We start from the raw sequence: 8,727 nt of genomic DNA, 5'->3' as shown, positions 1-8,727 counted from the left end.
AATGGTAATTTGTGTCTTCATAACCGTAAATTACCAACTTTTGTGCAAGTTGTCTTTTTAGTTTTTGTTACAGCATACTTTTTGGACTACTACCAAATCATCATTTAATGTACTATCACAACCGTATTTTGAGATATAATCATCACAATTGGGAAATAAAATACTCATTAAGAGCCACCTTTTACAATAATAGTTGTTAATTTTCTTTGTCCATTTGGCATTATCTCAAAACCCATCTCCATTTTTCTTATGCCACCTGGACCTGTGATTAAAGTCTCTTTTCTTTCTATATTATAAGTCAGGCCATTTTTGCCAATCTTTTTTTCTGCAGTTTAGTCTATAGCACCAGATTTTACCATTTTGCAATTTATAGGCAATATATAATAAGATCAACTCTCTGTCACTTTTGATATCATAATTTGAGAATTTTTATCACAAAAGTAATCAAAACCTTTTAGGTTGTTATCTAAGAAAAATTGATTTTCAATCACATCACCCTCTTTGGTTACTTTAAGATAAAATATTTTTACGACACTATTATTTCAAACACCCAAAGCCTTTAAGCCTTTTCTAACAATCCATTGTTTGGGCTGCGAAAAATCGCACCATCAAAAGTAATCAATCCTACCTGCACTAGAAAATCCTGCAAATCATACTTTGATTTCAACACATTGCCAAGTCATAATTAAGCTTTTTTCAAATCTGGATACAATGAATAATTTATCCAAAGATAGAATATTATTGATAATATGATTGTGAGAAAACAGATTCTTTTCATCAATCATTTCCTTCTGTGAAAATTTTCTTGAAATAATCACAAAACCCCATATAAAGCCTATCGCTTTATATGGGAAATAAAGTTGTAATTTTAGCACATTTTACACCTGTCCATTGTCCAACTGGGCAACGGTAGGTTTAGCTTCGCCCTGTTGATAGCCCTGCCTTGCCGTTTGTCCAAAGTGCTTTGGCAAGCACCCGCCACGGCGAGAGCTTGAGATTGGGTTTTTGACCTCGTCCAATCAATGCCATTTGTGCCATATACCAGTCCATCTCAAGCACTGCACCGACTTTATTATCAACAAAACCAACGCCTGTTTTGATGCGGTTCGTGGTGATGGTCTGATAACTGTTGTTTTTGATTTGATTGGGCAAATCAGGCATCAGGGCAAATGGGCGTGCTATACCAACAAAGTCCAAATGCCCACTTTGCAGTGCCTCATTCATGGCATGGGTTGAGCGAAAACCGCCTGTAATAATCAGCGGAGCGGTGCAGACAGCACGGGCTTTTTCGGCATAATCAAGGAAAAAAGCCTCGCGTTTTTTGGTGCTTGCTTTGGCAGTGAGCATTTCTGGGCTTTCGTAATTGCCGCCCGAAATTTCAATAAAATCAATGCCAAGCTCTGCCATTTTTTGCACCACTTGAATACTGTCTTGCTCATCAAAACCGCCTTTTTGAAAATCGGCAGAATTTAATTTCACCCCCACCAAAAATCCAGACGGCACAGCAGCACGGATTGCCTGATACACCGCCACCAAAAACCGCATACGATTTTCAAGGCTGCCACCCCATTTGTCGCTACGGCGATTGTGGTGCGGCGAGAGAAACTGGCTGATTAAATAGCCATGTGCTGCATGAATCTGCACGCCACTAAAACCAGCCTTGGCGGCGATTTTGGCAGTGTCGGCAAAATTTTGTATCAAAGTCTCAATCTCATGCTCTGCCAACTCTCGCGGCGGATTGATAAAACCGTCCATGCCCTTCAAAGCAACGGCACTGGGAGCGACTGGCGTGGCATTCACCACTTTTGGCGACTGCTTACCTGCATGATTAATCTGCATAATCAGCAAAGTATCATTTTGCGTCCCTGCCTTCGCCCATGATTTGAGCATATCCATGCTTCGCTCATCGGTCAGCACCACATCGGCCAAAGAACCCTTGCCGTTCTCAGCAACCATCACATTGCCCGTTACCAACACGCCTGCACCGCCCTTTGCCCATGCATCGTACAGATTGACCAGCGTCTGTGTTGGCTGGCTTGACTGTGCCAACTGCTCCTCCATTGCGGATTTAAAAAAGCGGTTTTTGGCGATTTGACCAGTTGCAAAACCAAATGGTTGGAATAGCATAATAGCTCCTTAAAGTTTATAAGTTTAAATATTTAAACCTATTATAATAAAAAAATCAGCCTTGTCAAGCAAAATTATCAGGCTGCCCTACTTTTTTATGACCCAGCGGTACAAAATCCACAACCATCACCAAATCGCCAAATTTATGCTTGGATTATATTTGCAGAAATAAAATTGCCAAAGTCTCTAAAGTTCTGCGGCTTGTTTTTCTAATTTTTTCAATCCTTTTTCTAGAATTAAAATTTAAACACCTTCGCTCCCCTTTCGTGGGATTTCTAGCAACCAGAGATTTTTTTAAATAATTCAACTCCTTCAATGGTTTAATTTGATTGTTTGATAGCCAAATCAAGTTGTATATTCCCAACTTCATTAAATGGCATTAATCTGTCAATAAATTATTATCTATACGCAAATAAGCACCTTAGCAGTAGCAATCTTAACCAGTTTTCATTCTCTGAAACTTTAGCATATTCGGAAAAATTATGTCTTTAGCGGGGATAAAGCAGTGGATACTTGTGTTGCTAGAAAAAGAATAAGACATTAGTACCCCAATTCTTCCGCCCTATCAATTAAATAATTGTCAAAATCGAACGATTGGTCGAAATAATCTTTATCGTTATTATTTTCTGTAGCCCCAAGCAAAAACCTTAATACAATACCATCAATATGATTATCGTACATGATACCAAATAGCTTATCATTTAAATCCCACGCCAGATCATTTAACTCATCTAGATTGACTTGGCTATCTTTTGCAATTCTTTTAAATGAAGAAATTGTTTTTCATGGATATTTAATTCATCATCGCATCTGTCTAAATAATCATATAGTTCTTTTATTTCAGCTCTCATTTTAAAGTTACTCCTAGTTGTTCAGATACATACTGACAAGTTAGACAGGGTTTTTGGGTGTTTGATACTAGTATTTTTTGTAGAAAGGGGTGTAAATCTTTCATTGGAGTTATGCCACTCACTCCAGTTATGTGCGGAGAAATTCGTTGGGACATCAATGGGGCTGCCTTCAAATTTATTTTTTACACGCCGTCAATCAAATCATAGTTGATGCAATTTCCCAAAATTGGGTCATAGTATCCAAATCGGTTATACGCCAGCCCGCTTTCTTCATCTAGCCACTGTCCAGCAAACAGTATTTTGGGATCGAGCGGACTGGTTTTCGGTAGTCATTCGGGAAGCATAATCCCCAAAGCGTCAGTTTTTCTTTTCGCCAAACCGTTCTGCCCCAAGCTAAAATATTTCACACTTATCGCCAGCACAGACTATCAAAATAATACCATTCCAGCTAAAATATACCCCATCTCTCGCCAAATGCCATTTTGGCTGGATTTATCACCAAAAATAAAGTAAAAATCCATCGGAACAACAAGATGACTGTGCCGTTTATCCTTGTGGATCTAATTATCATCGCCATAATGATTTATACGCTATTTAAAATATTCAAAGGCAAAGAAATTTTTACCACAGAAGTCAAACCGCAAACTTTGGAATTTGTGATTGAAAAATCAGGATTTTATGCCCTTTGGATACACGCCAAATTGCTCAAATTAAACCCTGCCCGAGCGTATCCTGCCACGATTTTAAATCAAGACAAACAGCCGCTCCTTCGCTTTCCGATTACTGGCTATGTTGCCAAGAATAGTTTTGCAGAGAGCAGGCAGATTTATCGCATCTGGTATCTAAAAACTGGGCGGTATTATTTGCATATCGAGCACAAAGCACCCAAATTTTTTAAGCCCAGCGAGCAGCCAAATGCACGCTATCAACTCAAAGAAACCATGCCACTGCTGGTGCCGATGGGAGTTATACTGCTTGTGGTGCTTGCCAATATCATTATCCAGCAGCTAAGTTAAATTAACCAACTATCAACAAATCAATAAGGAAACAATATGGGCTGGTTTGCTCAATTATTCAGCAAAAAAATCAACAAACCCAAGCAATCGCTCAAAGAAATTTATCTGCAATTTGCCCAAATCATCAGCGATAATGATGACGCCGTCTTGGACAAAGTCCGAAGCCTATTTGAACAAACGCCGACATTTTTGGCGACACATCAGCACTACTATGACGAACGAGGCATAAACCCCGAGCAAATATCGCAAGAAGCGTTATATTGGATTGGTTTTGCTGATATTTTGATTGCCCATCATTACGCTGCCGAATTTGACTGGAAAGAAGAGCTGGCAGATTTTGAGTATTTTTTGCAAAATTTACAAGGACTTAAATCATTTCCTATGATTGATTTTCCTGTGCTGGATGCAAGCGGAGCGGTTCACTTGTGGATAGAGCAAATCAATGCCCATTGGCAAAACCAACCACTTGTGTTGATGCAGCAGGATATTGACAGTGATAGCCACATTGTTTTTCCGATAAAAAAAGAGCATGTGGATTTTTTAAAAACAACAAGCCAACAAATAGGGCAGAAATTTGCCGAGACAATATAAAAACGGCTGCTTTTAGCCCATGCCACAACTTTGGCAACATCAGCAAACCTGCTTTGGCTAAAAGCACTGCTTTTTAATACTGCTTAACAATCAAGAGCTGTTTTATTTGATAAATTGGCTTTCAGGCAGCCTAAAAGCACCCTGCTCAATTCCGCATCGCAACCACAATCTTGCCTCGCGTCCGCCCTGTTTGCAATTTGGCAAATGCCGCGGCAATCTCATCAAAAGCATAAACTTCTTGGGTTTGTGGCGTGACATGCCCCTTTTCAACCAACTGGGCAATCTTGGCAAGCTGACCACCACTTGCTTTCATAAATAAAAATTGATAATCCACCTGTTTTTGACGACAGGCACGGCGGACTTTGTAGCTAAGCAGCCACATCACCCCCTGCAGCAGCTTGTTCAATCCTGCCTGCTTGGCATATTCTGGCGTTGGTGGCCCTGAAATAGAAATCAGACAGCCGCCTTGTTTTAGCACCTGTAGCGAATCAAGCAGCGTTTTTTCGTCCAGACTGTTTAGTACAACATCATAATCCTGCAAAACATCGGCAAAATGCTGCTTTTTATAATCAATCACCACATCAGCACCCAAGTTTTTGACAAAATCTACATTGGCAGTGCTGGTCGTGGTCGCAACAATCGCCCCCAAATGTTTGGCAAGAGCGATGGCAACCGAACCCACACCACCTGCCCCTGCATGAATCAGCACCTTTTGCCCTGCCTGAATCTTGGCAATCTCCACCAATGCCTGCCATGCTGTCAAGGCCACAAGCGGCAACCCTGCAGCATCAGTCATTGAAACATTGGCAGGTTTTTTGGCAACATCATCTTGGCAAATGGCGATTTTTTCGGCAAATGCCCCTATTCTGCCATCGCGTGGACGGGCAAAAACTTCATCACCCACTTGAAAATCACGAACATTGCTCCCCACTGCCACAACCGTCCCTGCTACATCATGTCCCAAAATCAGCGGAAATTGATATGGCACCAACAGCTTCAACTCGCCACTTTTAATGCGTAAATCCAAATGGTTCAGCCCTGCGGCAGCAACCTGCACCAACACATCATCATCGCCCACCATCGGCTCGGCAACCTCGGTCAAGGTCGCAGGTGCTTTTTGATAACGGTTAATAAAATATGCCTTCATCGCTCTGTACTCCACATAATTATCAAGTTTAAAAACATCAATTTTTGTCAATGACCATCATCAGGAAAATCAAACATACTACCATGCCCACCTGCCAAATAATACCGTCAAATCAGCAGCCTTATTTGACTGACAGAGTGGGTGTTTGCCAATTACCGCACAAACTTGGCAGCGTCTTTAAAGTCTTTGAGACTTTATCCAAACCAAACAGCCTTAGACTTTTCAGGGTTAAGTGGCGTGTGTCCGCCTTGAGCTGGCAACAATCACTTGCAATCCTCATTGCTATGCCTACCCATATAAATGGATCGGCTCTAAACCACAGCCCTGTTTGATGGGCTGGGCTTGGTGGTAATCCTGATAACAACTGCCAATAAATGAGCCATATTGACATTTTCATGGTTATAAGTTTAAAAATTTAAACTTATTATAAGACATTATTGGCAAAAATCAAGAAATTTAGCAAATCAATGCCAAAAATCAACCTATCCGCCAAGGGTAAAACCTTGTTTTTATTTTGATTTAGTTTTGCTAATCTTTTATTTTAAAAATCAAGAACTTGACCCAATTATCAGCAATAATCATATGTCAAGACAATTACATCTTTAAACCAAATAATTTGAGCATAATGGCGGATATGAAAGAAATTTACATGATAAGGCAGTTTAGATTTATCTTATTTTGCCAAATCATTTGGCAGGAATATTGATTGGGTTGTATTAGATAATACAACCATCTGTTGTGAATAAAATTGATTTAAAAGCCAAGTTACATACCATGCCAAATCAATTTAGTTGCCACGGCTTTCGGCATAAATCATTACCAAGCCACCAGCAAACACCAGTCCCAAGCCGCACAGTTTGAGCCAGTTCACCTTTTGCACAGGCAAACCAAACCAGCCAGTTGTGGCAAGCAGTGTAGAAAACAGCATCTGCCCCAAAAACACCCACAGCAAGGTGTTGGCGGCACCGATTTTTGGGGCGGCGATAAACATAAACAGAATATAAAAACTGCCCAAAAACCCCGTCAGCCACATCCACCACTGAGCATATTGCACTTGTGGTGGTTTGATACCACCGCTAAACACCAGCGACAGCACCAGTGATGCTATCGCCCCACCTACATACAGATAAAAAGTGGCTTGCAACTGGCTGGCGTGCGTGCTTTGACGAAATGCATTCACCATCGCCAGCTGCAACGGAATAATCAGTCCGCCCAAGATGCTAAACGCAATATAGGGAAGTGGGTTCATGATAATTCTTTTTTAATTCCAGTCCAAAATAAATTTAGATTTGTCAATAATTCATCAAATCCTTGTTGAAATTTGCTTTGTCTTTTATCAGTATCGATAAATTGCCAAATTGTTTGATTTAGGTCTTCGGCATGCCTAGCCCCTGTACCATCTAAGTGAATTTCATAAAAATCAGCAATATCATGCCATTGTGATGGCGAAAATACACCCTTTGACTGACTCTTGCCTTGATAAAGCAATTCCAGCTGTGGTAAAGCGTGTATTTCTTGAGCTAGTGCAGCCCTAACATTACATACACATCTTGCTGAAATAATTTTTCTGCACCAGATTTCAAGCTCATTGTGCTTGACAATCCTTTTGAAAAAACCAAATCTTTTTGGTATAGACCATGAGCATATACACAAGATGATTTGTTGAACAAAAAAGCATGTGAACTTTCTTTGCTCACTCCTTCATTAAGAATAACAAAGAATACATTAACACGCAAGCAGAAAAATCATAAATACATTTGCAACTCTTTAACTTAACCACTCTAAGTTAAATTATCTCGTTCTCCGCCAAATCAGGGCAATGCTCTGCCATCAGAGCAACCAACTGCTCCAGTCGCTCAATCGGCTCGTGCATGGCAATGGCATAAAACCGCTCCTTGCCAACCTGCTCAACCGACACCGTCCCCGCCTGCAACATGAGCTTTAGATGGTGCGAAACCGCAGGACGCGACAGATGCAGCCGCTCGGTCAATCCACCAACATTCATCGCACCGTTTTGCAGCAACAGGTACAAAATCTTGTGGCGGTTTTCATCTGCCAGTACCGTAAAAATCGGAATGCAGTCTTTTAGCAATTGCAAAGTTTGTTGATGGCTCATTGTGTTTATATATTTAAAAATTTAAACCAATTATAAGGAAATTTTGGCAAAAATCAAGCATTTTTATGATTAAGATAACTTTTATTAATTAAAAATTAAACCATTTCAAATTAATGCCAAAATAACCAAAATTTTATCCATCAAATATCCAGCACAAGGTAGCTTGCTCGTTGCTGATGGTCAAATTTTTTACTATAATGATTTTATGATTCTTATCAATCAGAATATCGCACACGGATTTTTGTTTTATAAAATAAAAATCAATAAGGGCAATCAATGCAAAATCTGACACAATTGCAGCACTGGCTGTATGAACATATCCCCGCCTGTCAGGCACTGGGATTGGTGCTACAGCAAGCAGAGGCTGGCAAAGTAACTTTGTCGGCAGATTTTGCCATTAACCGCAATCACCATGGCACGGTTTTTGGCGGCAGTCAATCACTCATGGCAACTGCGTGTGCATGGCTTGCTGTGCATACGCAATTTACACAAGCACAGGGCAATATTGTCATTCGCCAAAGCCACATTCGCTATCTTGCTCCAGCAAACGACAAGATTGTTGCTTCGTGCCAGATTTTACCAGAACAAAAACACGCCTGCCAAACCATGCTTGACAAAAAAGACAAAGGCAAAATCACCGTCCTATGCCAGCTATCATGCCACAAGCAAACTGTGGCAGTATTTGAGGGCGAATTTGTCATCAATACCGCAAGAAGTTCAAGTGATAAGTACAACCACGACAGTAAATGACACACTTTAATATCTTATAAAAACCCAAAAACTTTGAACCGCACCCCAAAAGTTAGACATTCCACTACTAACTCTTGGGGTGCTTTCTATGGCAAAATACACACTTGATTTCAAGCTGTCTGTGATGGC

General features: G+C 40.4%; 8 protein-coding genes. 3 read left to right on the top strand and 5 right to left on the bottom strand.

What is annotated here, in order from left to right; all coding sequences use genetic code 11:
* Window positions 1–915: 915 nt before the first annotated feature.
* Entirely contained in the window at window positions 916–2,127 is a 1,212-nt protein-coding gene (locus BW928_RS10785; protein WP_076556224.1) for an NADH:flavin oxidoreductase/NADH oxidase family protein, read from the bottom strand.
* 1,384 nt (window positions 2,128–3,511) lie between these two features.
* Here BW928_RS10785 and BW928_RS10780 point away from each other — a divergent pair.
* Both BW928_RS10780 and BW928_RS10775 read left to right on the top strand, forming a co-directional pair.
* Window positions 3,512–3,994 carry a hypothetical protein gene (locus tag BW928_RS10780; protein WP_076556223.1) on the top strand — a complete coding sequence of 161 codons (483 nt, stop codon included), beginning with the start codon at window positions 3,512–3,514 and terminating at the stop codon, window positions 3,992–3,994.
* 36 nt (window positions 3,995–4,030) lie between these two features.
* Window positions 4,031–4,585 (top strand): DUF6630 family protein, encoded by a 555-nt coding sequence (locus tag BW928_RS10775; protein WP_076556222.1) that lies wholly within the window; start codon window positions 4,031–4,033, stop codon window positions 4,583–4,585.
* A gap of 145 nt (window positions 4,586–4,730) precedes the next feature.
* Here the strand turns inward: BW928_RS10775 and BW928_RS10770 are convergent, their stop codons facing one another.
* From BW928_RS10770 to BW928_RS10755, 4 genes are all read right to left on the bottom strand, one after another.
* On the bottom strand, window positions 4,731–5,732 hold the full coding sequence (locus tag BW928_RS10770; RefSeq protein WP_076556221.1) for an NADP-dependent oxidoreductase: 1,002 nt from the start codon (window positions 5,730–5,732) through the stop codon (window positions 4,731–4,733).
* Window positions 5,733–6,519: 787 nt separating this feature from the next.
* Window positions 6,520–6,981, bottom strand: coding sequence for a DMT family transporter (locus BW928_RS10765; RefSeq protein WP_076556220.1), 462 nt, complete (start codon window positions 6,979–6,981; stop codon window positions 6,520–6,522).
* Window positions 6,978–7,385: a DUF3865 domain-containing protein gene (locus tag BW928_RS11515; RefSeq protein ID WP_076556219.1), complete on the bottom strand. Its 408-nt coding sequence runs from the start codon at window positions 7,383–7,385 to the stop codon at window positions 6,978–6,980. Before BW928_RS11515 ends, BW928_RS10765 begins: the two co-directional genes overlap by 4 nt.
* Before the next feature lie 133 nt (window positions 7,386–7,518).
* Complete coding sequence (locus BW928_RS10755) at window positions 7,519–7,848, bottom strand: ArsR/SmtB family transcription factor (RefSeq protein ID WP_076556218.1); 330 nt, start codon at window positions 7,846–7,848, stop codon at window positions 7,519–7,521.
* Window positions 7,849–8,124: 276 nt separating this feature from the next.
* Between BW928_RS10755 and BW928_RS10750 the strand changes: the two genes are divergently transcribed.
* The gene (locus BW928_RS10750) at window positions 8,125–8,598 is read left to right on the top strand and encodes a YiiD C-terminal domain-containing protein (protein WP_076556217.1); all 474 of its coding nucleotides are present in this window, start codon (window positions 8,125–8,127) and stop codon (window positions 8,596–8,598) included.
* Window positions 8,599–8,727 lie beyond the last annotated feature (129 nt).

Origin of the sequence: Moraxella cuniculi DSM 21768, from assembly GCF_900156515.1 — a bacterium.
Classification (GTDB): Bacteria; Pseudomonadota; Gammaproteobacteria; order Pseudomonadales; family Moraxellaceae; genus Moraxella; species Moraxella cuniculi.
The sequence above is the reverse complement of the archived record's forward strand: the minus strand, read 5'-3'. Positions and strand labels throughout refer to the sequence as shown.

Coding starts and splice junctions, on each gene's coding strand:
- BW928_RS10785 (WP_076556224.1), bottom strand. CDS start 2,127: ATGCTATTCCAACCATTTGGTTTTGCAACTGGTCAAATCGCCAAAAAC.
- BW928_RS10780 (WP_076556223.1), top strand. CDS start 3,512: ATGACTGTGCCGTTTATCCTTGTGGATCTAATTATCATCGCCATAATG.
- BW928_RS10775 (WP_076556222.1), top strand. CDS start 4,031: ATGGGCTGGTTTGCTCAATTATTCAGCAAAAAAATCAACAAACCCAAG.
- BW928_RS10770 (WP_076556221.1), bottom strand. CDS start 5,732: ATGAAGGCATATTTTATTAACCGTTATCAAAAAGCACCTGCGACCTTG.
- BW928_RS10765 (WP_076556220.1), bottom strand. CDS start 6,981: ATGAACCCACTTCCCTATATTGCGTTTAGCATCTTGGGCGGACTGATT.
- BW928_RS10755 (WP_076556218.1), bottom strand. CDS start 7,848: ATGAGCCATCAACAAACTTTGCAATTGCTAAAAGACTGCATTCCGATT.
- BW928_RS10750 (WP_076556217.1), top strand. CDS start 8,125: ATGCAAAATCTGACACAATTGCAGCACTGGCTGTATGAACATATCCCC.